This is a genomic window from Kluyvera sp. (assembly GCF_965301105.1).
In genome coordinates this window covers 29,909-44,758 of record NZ_CBDKZX010000030.1, presented here as the reverse complement: position 1 = coordinate 44,758, position 14,850 = coordinate 29,909, and the positions used below count along the sequence as shown (strand labels likewise).

Below are 14,850 nucleotides of genomic sequence, written 5' to 3'. Positions count from 1 at the left end.
CCCAGCACGTTGTTCATCTTGTGTTTCAGGTCGCCGAAGGTCTCAAGCCCCATCGCCTGAATCCCTTTGAGCAATGCATCGCCGTGCAGTTTATGGCGGGCGATGCCGTTCTCGAGACCTTCCTCAAGGATCAGCCGCGCACATTCCCGCGCGGCAAACAGCGCCGAGGTGGCTTCGGTATGGTGGTTCAGGCGCTCCGGTCCCCAGTAATCCATCACCATGCCGAGGTCGAAATAGTTGGAGTAGACCATCTCATCGACGCCGTCGCGGTGGGCCTCGGTGCGAATACCTGCTTCCACGCATTTGCGGCGGCGAATCACCTCTTCCATCCGCGCACTGAGGGTAATCGGCGAGGTGCCTGACGGGCCGCCGAGGCATTTTTGCATCCCTGCCGACACCGCATCCAACTGCCAGGCATCGGTTTCCAGCGGGTTACCGCCCAGCGAAGCGGTGGCATCGGTATAAAACAGCACATCGTAACGACGGCAAATTTCACCCAACTCCGCCAGCGGTTGCAGCATGGTGGTGGAGGTATCCCCCTGCACCGTCAGCAGTAGCCGCGGGCGCACGCGCTTGATGGCGTCTTCAACCTGGTCCGGGGTAAAGACTTCGCCCCATGGAACGTCAATGGTGTGTACTTCTGCGCGGCAGCGGCGGGCAATTTCGCACAGCAGATGACCAAAGCGGCCAAACACCGGCACCAGCACTTTGTCGCCAGGGCGAATCGCGGAAAGTAAAATCGCCTCAATCCCGGCACGCGACGTACCATCTACCAGCATCGTCCAGCGGTTTTCGGTCCGAAAGACGCCGCGATACAGCGCCATCACTTCATTCATATAGTGCGTCATCGCCGGGTCATATTGACCAATAAGCTGGCTCGCCATGGCGCGCAGCACGCGCGGGTCGGCGTTGATTGGCCCAGGCCCCATCAGCAGACGAGACGGCGGGTTAATTTGTGCAAACTGAGTGATATCCATCGGAAAGTCCTTGAGTTAATTAAGGCCGCGCACGGAGGAGATAAACTGCTTCAATTCGGTCGTCTGCGGGTTGGCGAACAGCGTCTTGCTGTCGCCCTGTTCCCAGACGCGTCCCTGATGCATAAACACCACGCGGTCGCCCACTTCGCGGGCAAAATTCATTTCATGGGTCACGAGAATCAGCGTCATACCCTCTGCCGCCAGTTGCTCCAGCACCTTGAGCACTTCGCCCACCAGCTCCGGGTCCAGCGCTGAAGTAATCTCGTCACAGAGTAAAACTTTCGGCGACATCGCCAGCGCGCGGGCAATGGCCACTCGCTGCTGCTGGCCGCCGGACAAATTGGCCGGATAATAATCAAGCCGGTCGCCAAGGCCGACCTTTTCCAGCATCCGCTGGGCCAGTTCACGGCATTCGGCGGCGCTTTTCTTCAACACCCGACGCGGCGCCAGCATCACGTTTTCCAGCGCCGTCATATGCGGGAACAGGTTAAAGTTCTGGAACACCATGCCGATGGAGCGGCTGATTTCCCGCGCCTGCGAGTCGCGGTCGGTGATGGTCATCCCGCCGAGTTTAATACTGCCGTCCTGATAGCCTTCAAGGCCGTTGATACAGCGCAGCAGCGTGCTTTTGCCCGAACCGCTGCGCCCGATAATGGAGATAACTTCGCCCATGTCGATATCCAGATCGACGCCTTTGAGCACGTGGTTATCGCCGTAATACTTCTGCATCTGGTTAATGGTGATGAGAGGCATTGAATTTGTTCTCCAGATAACGGCTGTAGCGCGACAGCGGGTAACACAAAATGAAGTAGCCCAGCGCCACCAGCGCAAAGACCTTAAACGGCTGATAGGTCACGTTGGTCAGCATAGTGCCCGCTTTAGTCAGCTCAACAAAACCGATAATCGACGCCAGCGCCGTGCCCTTAATCACCTGCACGGCGAAACCCACCGTCGGGGCAATGGCGATGCGCAGCGCCTGCGGCGCGATCACCCGACACAGCGTCTGGCTAAAGCTCAACCCCAGGCAGCGCGACGCTTCCCACTGGCCTTTTGGCAGAGCGCGTATGCTGCCGAAGCCGATATCCAGCAGAAACGCGCTGGTGTAGAACGTCAGCGCCAGCGAGGCTGCGGTCCACGCCGAGACGTCGATGCCGAACAGCGCCACGCCGAAAAAGGCGAGGAACAGCTGCATCAGCAGCGGCGTGCCTTGAAAAAGTTCGATATAGCCGCGGATCAGCCGTTTCACCTGACGTCCACCGGTCAGACGCAGCAACAAGAGCGGCAGCGTCACCAGCGCGCCGCCGATAAACGCCACCAGCGACAACAGCACCGTCCAGCGTGCGGCCAGCAGCAGGTTGCGAACGATGTCCCAATCGGTAAAGGTGCTCATCATGCCTGCACCCCCAGCCATTTCCGCCCTGCCGCCATCAGCAGCTGACGCATCGTTATCGACAGCATCAAATAAATCCCCGTCGTCACCAGATAGACCTCAAAACTCAAGAAGGTACGTGACTGAATCAGGTTGGCGGCAAACGTCAGCTCCTCATAAGAGACCTGCGATACCACCGATGAACCCAGCATCACGATGATGCATTGGCTGACCAACGCCGGATAAATGCGCTGTAACGCGGGCGGTAAAATCACCCGCATAAAGGTCTGGAGCCGACTGAGCCCCAGCACGCGCCCGGCCTCCCACTGCCCTTTTGGCGTTACCTGAATGCCGGCACGGACGATCTCGGTGCTGTAAGCGCCGAGGTTGACGACCATCGCCAGCAGCGCGGCTTCGCCTGCCGTCATCTTTAGCCCCAGATTCGGCAAGCCAAAGACGATAAAAAACAGCTGCACCACAAACGGCGTGTTGCGAATCAGTTCGACATACCCGCCCCATATCCGGCTGTACCACGTGGGACACCCGCTGCGGATGGCCGCGCCGAAGATGCCTATCGCCAGGCCGCCTGTCGTCGCCAGCACCGTCAGCTGTACGGTCACCCACAGCCCCGCCAGCAGCTCCGGCCACAGCGGCCAGAGCGCAGAGAAATCAAGTTGCTCCGTCATGCCCCGGCCTTATGCGCCAAGGTTGGCAGGCAGCGGCGCTTTCAGCCACTTCTCAGACAGCCCGTTCAGAGTGCCGTCCTTCATCGCCGCTTCAATTAACGCATCCACTTTCGCCTTCAACGCCGGTTCGTTCTTTTTCAGCCCGATAAAGCATGGAGAATCCTTCAGCATGAAGCTGGGTACCGGCGCTTTATCGGCGTTCTGCCGGGAGATAGCCGCGACCACCAGGTTACCGGTCGCCACATACTGCACCTGACCGGAAAGATACGCTGACAGCGTGGTGTTGTTATCTTCATAACGCTTAATCTGCGCCTCTTTCGGCGCCACGCTGCTCAGCACCATGTCTTCCACCGCGCCGCGGGTCACGCCAACGCTTTTCCCGCTCAGCGCCGCCGGGTCTTTCAGCTCAGCGCCTTTCGGACCAAACACGCCAAGGAAGAACGGCGCGTAGGCACGGCTAAAATCAATCACCTTCTCGCGCTCGGCGTTTTTCCCGAGGCTGGAAATCACCAGATCGACCTTATCGGTCTGCAGATACGGTACACGGTTGGCGCTGGTGACCGGCACCAGCTGTAGCTTGAGCTTCATCGCTTTGGCGAGATAGCGCGCCGTATCGATGTCATAGCCATGCGGCTGGAGGTCGGTGCCCACGGAGCCAAACGGCGGGAAATCCTGCGGCACCGCAATACGAATAACGCCGCGTTTTTCGATATCCTGCAGTTGGTCAGCGTGTGCCACCGACAGGTTGGTGAACAGACAAGCGGCCCCGGCCAGTGCGATCAACAGTTTCTTCATGATGTTTACCCGTTACGTTAGCATGAAACAAAAGATTCTTACGAATGACTTTTGCAACTAATGTGCCAGATGTGTTTCGCCAGCAGGACAGCCACGAAGTGGCCGTTAATCACCGGAATATCGAGAGAAGTGAGCAGTAGAAAGGAAACGGCAGCGCGTTTCCCTATTGTGAAATTGCACCAGAAAAATGCAAAGCACCACGCTGGCGCCCCATTAGCGTTGCTCCAGTTCGTCCAGATCCTGATAAAGAGAAGCAATGTCGTGAATACGCGGACGCCCTTTATCGAGAATTTCGTGCAGGAAGGCGTTGGCGAGCAGGTTGATCAGACTATTGACCGAGGCGTAGCTATCGTACGCCGAGACGCTGTCCAGCGGCGCACAAAGCTGCCAGCGCGCCAGCGGAAACAGCCCGTGCGCCTGGGGTTCGCACATCAAGAGTACCGGAATACCGCGCTGCTGTAGCTGCTGCAACAGCGGGCGAATAATACGCGGGCGACGGCGGAACGCCATCACCACCACCAGATCTTCAGCGCTTAAATCGACCAGCTCTTCGCTTAAACTTTGCCCCGGCTGCGGCAGCACCAGCACTTGACCTCGCGCCTGCAGGAGCTGCTGGCGCAGGTGCAGCGCCGCCGGATAGGCGTTACGCATGCCGATAATCACCACCCGCCGGGCAGCCACCATCGCCTGCAGCGTCTCGGCGAACTGCTGCGGATCCAGCGCGTTAACCCACTGCGTCAGGTTGGCCATCTCTTGTTTGTAGTGGCGCGCCAGCAGCGTATTGCCCTGCACCGCATCGCGGTGATCGGTCAGCGGCATCCCGCTCTGGCGCAGGGTGCGCAGCTCATCGCGCATATCTTTGTATTTCTCATAGCCCAGGCGTTTGAACAGACGGCTAACGGTAGCCTTCGAAGCCCCGCTGAGCTGCGCCAGCTCGGCGCTGTTATAGCTAATCAGGTCATCAAAATGATCGAAAATAAAATCCGCCACCCGTTGTTCCTGCGGCGATAAAGACGCGTACTGCGCTTTCAGTCGTTCATCAAGCTGTTGCATAAGACCTCTGTAACTTTCGTTTCATCGCACTATACCGTTAACTGCTTTCATAATGCATGCCAGTTCGGCAAAAAGTGCGCGCTATCGTCCAGGCATGAAACTTTACGTTCAGACATGGAACAGCTTTTGCAACGCTCAGCGGACAAAAGGGCTATTTGAAGGCGCATTGCGCCGCCACCGATGTTCGAGGAGTCGATAATGAATACACCACAACCCGATTGGGACGCTTATCTCAGTCAAATGGAACAGCTGCTGGCGCTGGAGCTGGACGACACGCGGCGCGCGGAGCTTAGAGTGCAATTTAGCCGCATTGCCGCCATGGCCTCGCCGCTGCTGGATTTTCCCCTCGATGACCGTATCGAAATTGCCGGAGTGTATAAAGCATGAAGCTGCCAGAGATGACCATCCATGATATTCAACGCGCGCTGGCGAGCGGTGAACTGAGCGCCAGGGAGATCGCCCGCAGCACCCTGGAGAAGATTGCGCTGCGCAATCCACAGCTTAACGCCTGGACCCATGTCAGTGAAAAACGGATGCTCGCCGAAGCGGACAACATCGACACCTTACGACGAGAATCGAAACCCCTCCCTGCGTTGGCCGGGGTTCCCTATGCGGTAAAAAATCTGTTCGATGTCGCTGGACACACAACGCTTGCCGGGGCCGAATTGCTCAGCGATCGCCCTGCCGCCACCGCCGATAGCTGGGCAGTACGCCAGCTACACAGCGCCGGAGCGTTGCTCTCGGGGATGCTGAACATGGATGCCTACGCCTACGGTTTCACTACCGAAAATAGCCATTACGGCTCCACGCACAACCCGCACGATCTCTCGCGGATCGCCGGAGGATCGTCCGGCGGCTCGGCGGCAGCGGTCGCGGCGGGTCTGGTCTCATTCTCCCTGGGCAGCGATACCAACGGTTCCATACGCGTTCCAGCCTCGCTGTGCGGAATCTTTGGTTTAAAACCGACCTTTGGCCGTTTATCGCGTTCGGGCAGCCACCCGTTCGTCGCCAGCCTCGATCATATTGGCCCCTTTGCCCGTAGCGTTGGCGATCTCTCGGCGGTCTACGATGCGCTACAGGGGCGCGATCCTGCCGACGGTTTTCAGGCTGACAAAGCCAGCGATCGCACAATGAACCTGCTGTCGCGCGGGCTGGATGGTTTACGCTGCGCCATCCTGGGCGGCTATTTTGCCACCTGGTGCGATAACGATGCGCGTGCCGCCGTCGAACAGGTCGCACGCGCGCTCGATGTGCAGGACGAACTGCTGTTTGCCCAGGCCGAGCTGGCCCGTTCTGCCGCGTTTATTGTTAGCGCATCCGAAGGCGGAAATCAGTATCTTCCGGAGCTACGTCGTCAGCCGGAGCGCTTTGAGCCACACTCCCGCGAGCGTCTGCTGGCCGGGGCGATGATCCCCTCCGCCTGGTATATTCAGGCGCAGCGTTTCCGCCGTCACGCACAGCAAATGTTTAAGACGTTATTCGCCCATGCCGACGTGCTGATCGCCCCGGCCACACCATGCAGCGCAACCCTGATTGGTGACCAAACCATGGAAATCAACGGCCAGGCGCTACCTGTTCGCGCCAGTATGGGGATGCTGACACAGCCGATTTCCTTCCTCGGGCTACCGGTGGTCACCGTGCCCCTGCGGACCGCTGGCGGCCTGCCGATTGGGGTGCAGCTGATTGCCGCGCCATTTAATGAACAGGCCTGCCTGCGCGTCGCGCGGGTACTGGAAGAGATGGGCCTCACCGAGTCCCGCGCCGTGGAGCTAGCCGCATGATGATGTCAGAACAGATTAATCAACCACAGGTCCACGCCGAAGTCAGCGCGGCGTTTTACCGTTACGAAGCGGCGCTGGTGAGCAACGATGTGGCGGTGCTGGATGCGTTATTCTGGCACGACCCGCGTACGGTCCGTTTAGGGGCGGGCGAGAACCTGTACGGTATTGATGAAATCCGCGCTTTCCGCGCCGCTCGCCCCGCTGCGGGGTTACAGCGCACGCTGCGCAATACCCTCATCACCACGTTTGGCAATGATTACGCGGTATGCAGCACCGAATTCACGCGTGAAGGCAGCGATCGCATTGGCCGTCAGCAGCAAACCTGGATTCGTTTTGCCGACGGCTGGCGTATTGTCGCCGCGCAGGTCAGCCTGATGAGCTAACCGATTGGCCCCTCTTCCCGGCAAGGAGAGGGGCGAGACTTTATGGATTAAACGGGTGCGTTTTGCGCCAGTGGTCAGCAATCTGCTGACGCGTACACACCCACACGCCGTCGTGCTGCTGGATATAATCGAGAAAACGCTGCAACGCGCGAAAACGTCCCGGACGCCCCAACAGACGGCAATGCATACCGATGGACATCATTTTCGGCGCGCTTTCCCCCTCTTCATACAGCACATCGAAGCTATCTTTCAGGTAGGTATAAAACTGCTCGGCAGTATTGAACCCCTGGGCGGTGGCGAAGCGCATATCGTTAGCATCCAGGGTGTACGGCACAATCAGATGCGGCTTGCGCGTGCCGTCGCTGCATTCCACTTCGTGCCAGAACGGCAAATCGTCGCCATAGTAATCGCTGTCATACTCAAAGCCGCCGTGTTCCACCACCAGCTGGCGCGTATTGGGGCTGTCGCGTCCGGTATACCAGCCGGTAGGCGGCTTGCCGAAGAGATCGGTTAAGACCTGCACCGCTTTATGCAGGTGCTCCCGCTCCTGCTCGATGGACATATTCTGATAGTGGATCCAGCGCCAGCCGTGGCTGACCACGTCATAATTCGCTGCTTTTATTGCCTCAACCACATCAGGCTGACGAGCCAGCGCCATGGCGACGCCAAACACCGTCAGCGGTAAACCGCGCTTGCTGAACGCGTTATGAATACGCCAGAACCCGGCCCGGCTACCGTATTCATACAATGAATCCATCGACATATGGCGGTCCGGGTAGCTGGCCGCGCCGATAATATCCGAGAGAAACTGTTCGGAACCGGCATCGCCGTGCAGCACGTGATTTTCCGACCCTTCCTCATAGTTGAGAACAAACTGTACGGCGATGCGCGCGTTGTTTGGCCAGCGCGCGTGCGGCGGTTGTCCTGCGTAGCCGCGCAGGTCGCGCGGGTAATCGTCTGCCAGAAATGCCATCTGCTACCTCTTATTAGAATGGATTTAACGCCTGAAATTGCCCGCTCAGCGCCTTGGCTTCCGGGAAGGCTAAATCACCGTGCTTGCTGGTCGAAAGTCCCAGCGCCACCAGCGATTCGACCATTTTGACCGCCGCGCTCACCCCGTCGATGACCGGCACCCGCAGTTCGCGAGTCAGCTCCTGCGCCAGATCCGCCATGCCGCCGCAGCCGAGCACAATGGCGCCGCAGCCGTCTTCCTTTAATGCCTGAATACAGCGCGCGCGAACTTTCTCCTGCGCCAGACCGCTGCCGTCCTCCAGCGCCAGCACCGGGAGATCGATGGCGTGCAACGCGGCGCAGCGATCGTGAAAACCGTATTGATGCAGCAGGTGGCGGGCGATAATTAAGGTGCGCGGCAGCGTGGTAACGATGGAAAAGCGAGTCGCCACCAGCGTCGCCATATGCATTGCCGCTTCGGCTATCCCCACCACCGGCCCCTGCGCCAGCTCGCGCGCCGCCAGAAGCCCCGGATCGCCGAAGCAGGCAATCACGTGGCCATCCACCCCCTGCTGACGACCGGCTTTGATTTGTTCCAGCACGCCAACGGCAGCAATCGCCTCATCAAAATGCCCCTCAATGGACGGCACGCCCGCGCTGGGGCAGACCGCCAGAATCTCGGTTCCCGGCGCGGCAACCGCCCGGGCGGCGGCCCCGATGGTCTCGGTCATCGCGAGGCTGGTGTTGGGGTTGATCACTTGTATACGAACGGCGGGCATCATGACTCCTTATAACCGGCAAATAACCGGGCAAAATCAGGCAAGGTGACGCCAGAACGCTCAAAGCAGAGGCTGGCGACGATATGTTCAAAATGGTGCATCAGAGCATCACTCAAGGGCTGTAAGGCTTTATCCCGCAGCAGTTCAATCAACCTTTCATGGTCGTCACAGCGACAGCCCTGCCGCCAGGGCGATCCCCATGCGGCAATCACTAATGAAGAGCGCTGGCTCAGATGGGTCACCATCCCGGTCAGCACCTGATTACCGGAAATGGCCTGCAGATGAATGTGGAACTCGGCTGAGTGGCGAATCGCCGCCGGGCCGTCGTAGCGCTCGTGGGCCTGCTGTTCCTGACGAGTAATGGCCTCCAGCGCGGCCAGATGCGGCGGCTGGCAGCGGGCCAGCACATCCGGCAAATTAGCCACCTCCAGCAGCGCGCGAGTCCGGAAGATCTCCTGAGACTCTTCAACCGTCGGGCTGGCCACCTGCGCACCACGTTTGGGCGCTAATGTGACCATTTGCACAGTGGCGAGTCGTTGCAGCACTTTTCTGATCCCGGTGCGACTCACGCCAAACACCTCAGCCAGCGCTTCTTCCGGCAGTTTGCTCCCCGGTGGCAGTTGATGCTCGACAATCGCGGTCATCAGCGCCTGATAGATGGATTCGTCTTTGTCATGCAGAGCTGGCGCGGCCTGGGCGAGATAAGGGTTGTTCATTAACCACTCCGGTTTTTACTTTTCGACATCGAATCGTATACATAAATTTCATTTCTTGCATACAAGATTAAACATTTTGGCCCAATTCCTGCAACAGCCTCAGCAGTTCATCTCAATGGGTTTTGATTAACAGGAGCAGGTTTCATGCCAAATACACAAAATACGCATCAGGTTAAGGCCGCTGATCCCCACGCTGGATACAGCCCACGGCTTTGTAATGAGGATCTGGCGCCGACGCGCGATCAGAACTGGAGCTGGTACAACATCTTTTCATTCTGGATGTCGGACGTGCACAGCATGGGGGGCTACGTGGTCGCGGCGAGCTTCTTTACGCTGGGGCTGGCGAGCTGGCAGGTGCTGCTGTGCCTGTTAGTGGGGATTTGTATCGTTCAGCTGTGCGCCAACCTGGTCGCCAAACCCAGCCAGATGGCGGGCGTGCCTTATGCGGTGATTTGTCGCCAGGCGTTCGGTGTTTTCGGCGCGAATATTCCGGCGGTGATCCGCGGGCTTATCGCCTTCGCGTGGTATGGCATTCAGACCTATCTGGCGGCCAACGCGCTGATGCTGGTGATGCTGAAGTTCTGGCCGTCGCTGTCGGCGCTGACCGAAGCCAGCTTCCTTGGCCTGTCGCATCTGGGCTGGCTCTGTTTCGCGACCATGTGGCTGCTGCAGGCGATGGTCTTCTGGCACGGGATGAACGCCATCAAACGCTTTATCGATATCGCGGGGCCGGCGGTCTACGTGGTGATGCTGGGGCTGGCCGGCTGGATTGTATACAAAACCGGTTTTGACGGTATCTCCTTTACGCTGGCCAGTAAATCGCTAAGCGCGGGGGAGCAAACCTGGCAGATGATTACCGCGACTGCGCTGGTGGTCTCCTACTTCTCCGGCCCGCTGCTCAACTTTGGTGATTTCTCGCGCTACGGTAAAAGCATGGGCGAGATTCGCCGCGGCAACCGCTGGGGTCTACCGTTTAACTTCCTGCTGTTTTCTATTGTCACGGTAGTGATTGTCTCCGGCACCCAGTCGCTGTTTGGCCGCATGATTACCGACCCGATTGAAACCGTCAGCCGCGTCGGCAATGACCTGGCGGTGGCCATTGGCCTGCTGACCATGATTACGGCCACCATCGGCATCAACATCGTGGCCAACTTTGTCTCGCCGGCGTTTGATTTCTCGAACTGCTCGCCGCAGAAAATCAGCTTCCGTACCGGCGGGATGATCGCCGCCGTGGGTTCCATCCTGCTGACGCCGTGGAATCTGTTTAACTCGCCGGAGCTGATTCACTACACCCTCGACGTGCTGGGAGCGTTTATCGGGCCACTGTTTGGCATTCTGATCGTCGACTTCTACCTCATCAAACGCGGCCAGGTATCGGTTAACGATCTGTTCGACGATACGCCGAAGGGCAAATACTGGTACCGCAACGGCTTTAACCCGAAGGCGATTGCGGCGCTGGTGCCTTCCGTCGCCATCGGCCTGGTCATCAGCTTTATTCCTGCGCTGCACGAAGTGGCAAACTTTAGCTGGTTTATCGGCGTCTTCCTGAGCGGCGCGGCCTATCGCTGGATTGCCCGCGACGAGCGTGTCGCCGCACCGGCCGGCTTTAACGCCCTCGCCCAGAAAGAGTAATGGATGCGTACGCCGCGGCGTCCTGTCGCGGCGTACTTTCCCGCAAACTGGCATTAATTTTGCTGATTTCCTCTCTCCCTTCGCGCACCCACAAGGCAGCTATGATGATTGACTACTCCGTCGCCCTGCGCGGCGCCTTTTTTGATATCGCCGCTGTCGCCGACAGCGCGGACGATATCGCCAGCCACGCCCGCTATCTGGACGATGGTGTGCTGTTTCTGCGCGATGGCCGCATTCACGCGCTGCTCCCCTGGCAGGAAGCCGAGCAATATCTGCATCCGCTAACGGGCTATCGCGACCTGCGCGGTAAGCTGCTGCTGCCGGGCTTTGTCGATGCCCACGTCCACTATCCGCAAACGGAAATGATCGGGGCTTTCGGCGAACAGCTGCTTGAGTGGCTGACCACCTATACCTTTCCCGTTGAACGTCAGTTTGCCGATGCCGACTATGCCGCAGAGATCGCCCGCTTTTTTGTGAGCCAACTGCTCAGCCACGGCACCACTACCGCGCTGGTATTTTGTACCCTGCATCCGGAGTCGGTGGATGCGCTGTTTAGCGAAGCGCTGCGTCTGAATATGCGTCTGCTGGCCGGAAAGGTGATGATGGATCGCCACTCGCCGGAGTATCTCAGCGAAAGCGCGGAACAGAGCTATCGGCAGACCCGCGAGCTGATACAACGCTGGCACCAGCGTGGCCGCCTGGGCTATGCCATTACGCCGCGCTTCGCGCCGACCTCCACGCCCGCGCTGCTGGCGGCGGTGCGGCAACTGCGCGAAGAGTTTCCCGACACCTGGCTGCACACCCATCTCAGCGAAAACCTCAACGAAATCGCCTGGGTCAAAAACCTGTGGCCGGAGCATGAGCACTACCTCGACGTCTACCATCACTACCAGTTAACCGGCCCACGCAGCGTGTTTGCCCACGCCATTCACCTCGCGGACGCGGAGTGGCAGTGTCTGCACGATACCGGTTCGGCGGTGGCATTTTGCCCGACGTCAAATCTATTTCTGGGCAGCGGCCTGTTCCGCCTGCCAACCTGCTGGCATCACCAGGTGCGCATGGGTATCGGCAGCGATGTGGGGGCAGGTACCACCTTCAGCATGCTGCGAACGCTGGGTGAGGCCTACAAAGTCAGCCAGCTCCAAAGCTATCGTCTGCGCGCCAGCGAAGCGTTTTACCATGCCACGCTTGGCGGCGCGCGCGCCCTGCGTCTGGATGATCACATTGGTAATTTTCATCCCGGTAAAGAGGCCGATTTCGTGGTCATCGATCCGGCGGTGACGCCGCTACAGCGGCTGCGCAGCGAACGGTGCAAAGATATCTATGAACAGCTGTTTGTGCTGATGACGTTGGGGGATGAACGCAATATCAGTGAAACATGGGTCAACGGCAAACGCGTGTGGGGGAATGCAGAAGAAGAATAATCCGCTCCCGGCGTCATCCGCGACGCCGGGAAAACAGGCTCAGCATCAGCTACCGCGATAGGTGGACCAGCCGCCTGGGGCAATTAAAAACGGCAGATGGTAGTGATCGTCCGCCGCCTCGCGGATAACAAAATCGATTTGCGCACTCAGGTACAACGTCTCGCGCCCGCGGGCGGCGAACCAGTCGCCGATTTCCGCCGTCAGCCGATAGTTTCCCGCCGTCAGCGGCCCGTCGTTGAGTGCGCCAATACGTCCATGCTCATCGGTCACGCCATGGGCAATCGCGGCGCCATCCCGCGCCAGCGTCACCCTGACGCCCTGCGCCGGTTGGCCGGTCGAGACATCCAGAATATGCGTGCTTAAGGTACTCATTCGCCAATCGCTCCTTCCAGTCTTAATAACGTAATTTCACGCAGCTGCGCTAAGGCTTCCTGCACCTCATCGCGCTCGCTGTTCTGCAAACGCCGCGTCAGCGCCGCTAAAATGTCTTCCCCGCTGCGCCCTTTGGCGCGAATTAAAAACACCCGACCGAAGCGCGCTTCGTAGCGGGCGTTGCCCGCTTTCAGCGCCTGTGCGAGCTGTGCATCGCGATCGTCCACATTCCCCTGTTCCTGGCGTGACAGCGCCGCGTGCGCCTGTTCGCCCGTGGGTTTCTCGCCGATTCGCGGATGGGCTCTTAGGGCCTGCGTCAGTTCGGCTTCGCCCCAGTTCTCCATCAACTGCTGCGCGGTATTGAATAGCTGCTCACGTGAGCGCCAGGGTCGCCCGGCGGCCAGCGTGGCGGCCCAGCCAGGAATGGCCACGCAAGGCGCCAACAGTGAAGCGGCCTCCGTGCCGCTTAATTGATTAAAGTGATTCAGCGCGATCATCGCGGCTCCTTGTGGTGCTCTCCTGCGGGGCTTTCTCTTCAGGAATAATCAGATTGAGGACAATCGCCACCAGACCGCCGCTGGTAGCGGCAGAACCAAACAAGTTCTCCACCATCGGCGGGAAGTGGGCCAGAAACGCCGGTACCGCTTCAATCCCCAGACCAAAACCAAATGCCAGCCCAACAATCAGCATATCGCGGCGGGTCAGCGGCTTCTGGGTAATAATGCGAATTCCCGCCGCCACGACGCAACCGAACATAACCATCGTCGCGCCACCTAATACCGGTGCCGGAATCTGACGCAGGATTTCGCCAAACGGCGGGAACAGGCCGAGCAGAATTAAGATAACCCCAATGTAACGCCCAACGTAGCGGCTGGCGACGCCGGTCATCTGAATCACGCCGTTGTTTTGCGCAAACGTGGTATTGGGGAACGCGCACAGCATCGCCGCCACCATGCAGCTAATCCCATCGGCCAGAATGCCGCCCTTCAGCCGCGAACGGAAGGCGCCATCATCAATGGACTGCTGTGAGATCAGGCAGTTTGCCGTCAGGTCACCAACAGCCTCCAGAATACAGACCAGCGAAACCAGCGCAATCGGTAAGAAAATCGCGCCGTTGAACTGGAAACCGAACGGGAACAGCTGCGGCAGACGGAACCAGACCTCGCCCACGCCTTTCAGCTGGAACATCCCGCTCAGCGCCGCGGCCAGGCAGCCAACGGCAATGCCGATGACCACGGAAGAGAGGCGCAGCCAGCGGTTTTTCAGGCAGCTCAGCAGCACAATCGTCGCCAGCGTTACCGCCCCCAGCGTAATATTGCTCATGCTGCCAAACGCTTTTGCCTGCTCGCCGCCGCACCAGTTAATAATGCTGACTTTAATCAGGCTGATGCCAATCAGCGCAATCACGCTGCCGGTAATCACCGGCGTAAAAATACGCTTCAGCGGTTCGATAAAACGACTGACAATGCAAGGCACCAGCGCGGCAACAAAGTTGACGCCAAACAGCATGGCCATAATGTCCTGCGGCGTGCCGCCCTGCCCTTTTACCCACATACCGCCGGCAATGGCGACCCCGAGAAACGCAAAGCTGGTGCCTTGCATACAGATCATTCCGGCGCCAATCCCCCACACCCGGTTAGATTGCAAAAAGGTGCCGATCCCCGAAGCCAGCAAAGACATACTGATCAAATAGGGTAGCCATTCCCCCAATCCTAAGGTCGCGCCGATAATCAACGGCGGCGTGATAATGCCCACCAGACCGGCAAGCACGTGCTGCAACGCGCTGAAAAAGGCCGGAAGCGGCGGAATGCGCTGCTCAAGGCCGTACAGTAAACCCCCGTTCTTTTCATCTGACATGATCGTTCATCCATTGCGAGTAAGCGTGCAGTGGCTACTGCATAAAACAGGCCAAAACCAATTACACTTTCGCAA

The 14,850-nt window shown here is 58.9% G+C and carries 16 protein-coding genes and 1 pseudogene; 5 read left to right on the top strand and 12 right to left on the bottom strand.

The window, feature by feature from the left end; all coding sequences use genetic code 11:
- From ACW14G_RS12395 to hpxU, 6 genes are all read right to left on the bottom strand, one after another.
- A partial coding sequence (locus ACW14G_RS12395; protein WP_455648606.1) for a pyridoxal-phosphate-dependent aminotransferase family protein occupies positions 1-977 on the bottom strand: 977 nt, incomplete at its 3' end.
- A gap of 15 nt (positions 978-992) precedes the next feature.
- The gene (locus tag ACW14G_RS12390) at positions 993-1,730 is read right to left on the bottom strand and encodes an amino acid ABC transporter ATP-binding protein (RefSeq protein WP_167575664.1); all 738 of its coding nucleotides are present in this window, start codon (positions 1,728-1,730) and stop codon (positions 993-995) included.
- Positions 1,711-2,367, bottom strand: coding sequence for an amino acid ABC transporter permease (locus ACW14G_RS12385; protein WP_249023310.1), 657 nt, complete (start codon positions 2,365-2,367; stop codon positions 1,711-1,713). Before ACW14G_RS12385 ends, ACW14G_RS12390 begins: the two co-directional genes overlap by 20 nt.
- A complete protein-coding gene (locus tag ACW14G_RS12380; RefSeq protein ID WP_249023159.1) occupies positions 2,367-3,032 on the bottom strand; it encodes an amino acid ABC transporter permease in 666 nt (221 codons plus the stop codon). The genes ACW14G_RS12385 and ACW14G_RS12380 overlap by 1 nt, the downstream gene beginning before the upstream one ends.
- Positions 3,033-3,041: 9 nt before the next feature.
- Positions 3,042-3,827 (bottom strand): transporter substrate-binding domain-containing protein, encoded by a 786-nt coding sequence (locus ACW14G_RS12375; protein WP_249023158.1) that lies wholly within the window; start codon positions 3,825-3,827, stop codon positions 3,042-3,044.
- Positions 3,828-4,040: 213 nt separating this feature from the next.
- Positions 4,041-4,880, bottom strand: a complete 840-nt coding sequence (gene hpxU, locus ACW14G_RS12370) for a MurR/RpiR family transcriptional regulator HpxU (protein WP_167575661.1) — start codon at positions 4,878-4,880, stop codon at positions 4,041-4,043.
- Positions 4,881-5,078: 198 nt separating this feature from the next.
- Between hpxU and hpxX the strand changes: the two genes are divergently transcribed.
- Genes hpxX through hpxZ form a run of 3 tightly spaced genes read left to right on the top strand, consistent with a single transcriptional unit; the run spans position 5,079 to position 7,044 of the window.
- A complete protein-coding gene (gene hpxX / locus ACW14G_RS12365; RefSeq protein WP_223802755.1) occupies positions 5,079-5,267 on the top strand; it encodes an oxalurate catabolism protein HpxX in 189 nt (62 codons plus the stop codon).
- Positions 5,264-6,661, top strand: coding sequence for an AtzE family amidohydrolase (locus ACW14G_RS12360; protein WP_249023157.1), 1,398 nt, complete (start codon positions 5,264-5,266; stop codon positions 6,659-6,661). The genes hpxX and ACW14G_RS12360 overlap by 4 nt, the downstream gene beginning before the upstream one ends.
- Complete coding sequence (gene hpxZ, locus ACW14G_RS12355; RefSeq protein WP_065356721.1) at positions 6,658-7,044, top strand: oxalurate catabolism protein HpxZ; 387 nt, start codon at positions 6,658-6,660, stop codon at positions 7,042-7,044. Before ACW14G_RS12360 ends, hpxZ begins: the two co-directional genes overlap by 4 nt.
- 40 nt (positions 7,045-7,084) lie before the next feature.
- Here the strand turns inward: hpxZ and puuE are convergent, their stop codons facing one another.
- From puuE to ACW14G_RS12340, 3 genes and pseudogenes are all read right to left on the bottom strand, one after another.
- Entirely contained in the window at positions 7,085-8,017 is a 933-nt protein-coding gene (puuE, locus tag ACW14G_RS12350; RefSeq protein WP_223802757.1) for an allantoinase PuuE, read from the bottom strand.
- Positions 7,902-8,774 (bottom strand): annotated as a pseudogene (hpxA, locus tag ACW14G_RS12345) (allantoin racemase). Before hpxA ends, puuE begins: the two are co-directional and overlap by 116 nt.
- Positions 8,774-9,490 carry a GntR family transcriptional regulator gene (locus ACW14G_RS12340; RefSeq protein WP_167575657.1) on the bottom strand — a complete coding sequence of 239 codons (717 nt, stop codon included), beginning with the start codon at positions 9,488-9,490 and terminating at the stop codon, positions 8,774-8,776. The pseudogene hpxA and the gene ACW14G_RS12340 overlap by 1 nt, the downstream one beginning before the upstream one ends.
- A 144-nt stretch (positions 9,491-9,634) precedes the next feature.
- On the opposite strand from ACW14G_RS12340, the gene ACW14G_RS12335 reads away from it, so the two are divergent.
- Entirely contained in the window at positions 9,635-11,122 is a 1,488-nt protein-coding gene (locus tag ACW14G_RS12335; protein ID WP_167575656.1) for an NCS1 family nucleobase:cation symporter-1, read from the top strand.
- Positions 11,123-11,226: 104 nt separating this feature from the next.
- Positions 11,227-12,546 (top strand): guanine deaminase, encoded by a 1,320-nt coding sequence (gene guaD / locus ACW14G_RS12330; protein WP_249023309.1) that lies wholly within the window; start codon positions 11,227-11,229, stop codon positions 12,544-12,546.
- A gap of 45 nt (positions 12,547-12,591) precedes the next feature.
- On the opposite strand, the gene uraH is transcribed toward guaD, so the two are convergent.
- From uraH to ACW14G_RS12315, 3 genes are read right to left on the bottom strand one after another with little or no spacing between them, the layout of a single operon-like run.
- On the bottom strand, positions 12,592-12,918 hold the full coding sequence (gene uraH, locus ACW14G_RS12325; RefSeq protein WP_249023156.1) for a hydroxyisourate hydrolase: 327 nt from the start codon (positions 12,916-12,918) through the stop codon (positions 12,592-12,594).
- Positions 12,915-13,415, bottom strand: coding sequence for a 2-oxo-4-hydroxy-4-carboxy-5-ureidoimidazoline decarboxylase (gene uraD, locus ACW14G_RS12320; RefSeq protein WP_249023155.1), 501 nt, complete (start codon positions 13,413-13,415; stop codon positions 12,915-12,917). Before uraD ends, uraH begins: the two co-directional genes overlap by 4 nt.
- Complete coding sequence (locus ACW14G_RS12315) at positions 13,393-14,775, bottom strand: nucleobase:cation symporter-2 family protein (RefSeq protein WP_419058023.1); 1,383 nt, start codon at positions 14,773-14,775, stop codon at positions 13,393-13,395. The genes uraD and ACW14G_RS12315 overlap by 23 nt, the downstream gene beginning before the upstream one ends.
- Positions 14,776-14,850: the final 75 nt, after the last annotated feature.